This window comes from Rhodoferax sp. RT5P35, assembly GCF_056521385.1.
The window spans coordinates 1-1745 of sequence record NZ_JBWMAX010000029.1; the positions used below are offsets into that span (position 1 = coordinate 1).

The following is a 1745-nucleotide window of genomic DNA, read 5'->3' on the forward strand; positions in this document are numbered from 1 at the left end:
CGGCCAGTCGGTGCGGCGCAGCAGGTCCAGCGCGACTTCGCTGCGCACCTCGTCGCGCAGTGCCTGCAACGACGCGCCCTCTAACTGCAGTGGCCGGGGCAGGCTGCGGGTCGACAGGCCCAGCGCCATGGGCAGCAGCAAACAGGGCATGCTGGCCCACAGCGGGGCCACGGCGGCGATGCAGGAGTTCGTCAAGCCCATCATCAGCAGCATCAGCAAGACCGTCATGGGCAGGTTGTCGGCGGGCAGCAGCAGCCAGGGTGCCAGGCCCCATACGCTGCCGTAGAGCAGCAGCCCCAGGCACTGCCGCCGGGCCCAGAAAGCGCTGCGTTGGCGCGCCTGCGGGTCGCGGTGGTAGGCCCACAGCAGCGGATAGCGCAGGTTTTGCAGCAAGTGCAGCCCCAGCCAGGCCCACACCAGTGGGTTGCGCAGTTGCCAGTAAAAAACGGCCCCGGTGGCCCAGGCCAGCACGATGTCGGTCGAAAAGGCCATTCCGGTGTTGGCGTACAGCAGGGCCACCTGTTCGCGCAGCACGCGCTGGGCGATGTCCGGGGCGGGCTGGGCCGGGGTCATCGCAACTGGCTGATCAGCTGGGCCCGGGAGCGCACCTCAAACAGCAGCAACAGGGCCGAGACGTGGTTTTTCACCGTGCCCTCGCCCAGGCGCGCCTGCTCTGCGATTTGCTGGTTGGACAGGCCGGCCAGCACCCAGTCGAGTATCTGGGCCTGGCGCACGCTCAACTGCAGTGGTTCGCCGCCCGCTTTGCAGACCACGCGGGTGGCCGTGCCGGGCAAGCTGGAGGGCGCGCGGGTGTCGTTGGCGTGCTCCAGGCTGCGCAGGTACTGCACCACGTGGTGCAAGTCGCCGGATTTGGTCAGGTAGGCACTGGCACCCTGGGCCAGCGCCTCGCGCTGCAGCGCCGGATCGCTGTCGCCCGACACCACCACCACCCGCGCGGTAGGGAAGCGCTCCCTAAAGCTGCGCAGACCCGACAGGCCATGCGCGTCGGGTAGGTGCAGGTCCATCAGCACCAGGCCGATCAGCGCCTGCTGCGCCGCATACAGCGCCAGAGCCTCGGCCAGGCTGGCGGCCTCGAACACCGCCACGCTGCGGCCCCCGGCGGCGGCAAACGACTGGATCAGGCTGCGCAAGCCCAGCCGCACCAGGCCATGGTCGTCCACCACCAGCATGCCGGTGGGGCGGTTGGATGCGGTGGCGGCTTCCATGGTGCAGGCATCTTAGGCCGGCACCGTGCGGGAGGGAAGTGACTAAAGGCACCCCTCCGATACCCTTGGTCTACTTGCCGCGCTTGACCCGCAGCAGCTCGTCCAGAATCAGGCTGATCGCGCCGATGGTGATGGCCGCGTCGGCCACGTTAAAGGCGGCAAAGTGCATGCCGCGCCAGTGGAAGTCCAGAAAGTCCACCACGTAGCCGTGCAGCATCCGGTCCACCACGTTGCCGATCGCGCCACCCAGAATGCTGGCCATGGCAAACGAGAACAGCTTTTGCCCGGCGTGTGCGCGCAGCATGTAAATGATGAACACCGCCGCCACTACCCCGATGCCGGTAAAGAACCAGCGCTGCCAGCCGCCCGCACCCGCCAGAAACGAGAACGCCGCGCCGGTGTTGTGGGCCCGCACGATGTTGAAGAAGCTGGTGACATAGGTGCTGTCGCCGAGCTGGTAGTAGCCCATGATCAGCACTTTGGTGAATTGGTCGGCGATCAAAATGATCAGCGCCAGGC

At 67.2% G+C, this 1745-nt stretch carries 2 protein-coding genes and 1 pseudogene; all 3 read right to left on the reverse strand.

Features of this window, described 5'->3' with window-relative positions; translation table 11 throughout:
* Positions 1-573, reverse strand: a pseudogene (locus AC097L_RS23120) (hypothetical protein); the annotation flags it as partial.
* Positions 570-1226 (reverse strand): response regulator transcription factor, encoded by a 657-nt coding sequence (locus AC097L_RS23125; protein ID WP_479589091.1) that lies wholly within the window; start codon positions 1224-1226, stop codon positions 570-572. The pseudogene AC097L_RS23120 and the gene AC097L_RS23125, both read right to left, overlap by 4 nt.
* Before the next feature lie 70 nt (positions 1227-1296).
* A complete protein-coding gene (gene lspA, locus AC097L_RS23130; protein ID WP_479589092.1) occupies positions 1297-1743 on the reverse strand; it encodes a signal peptidase II in 447 nt (148 codons plus the stop codon).
* Positions 1744-1745 lie beyond the last annotated feature (2 nt).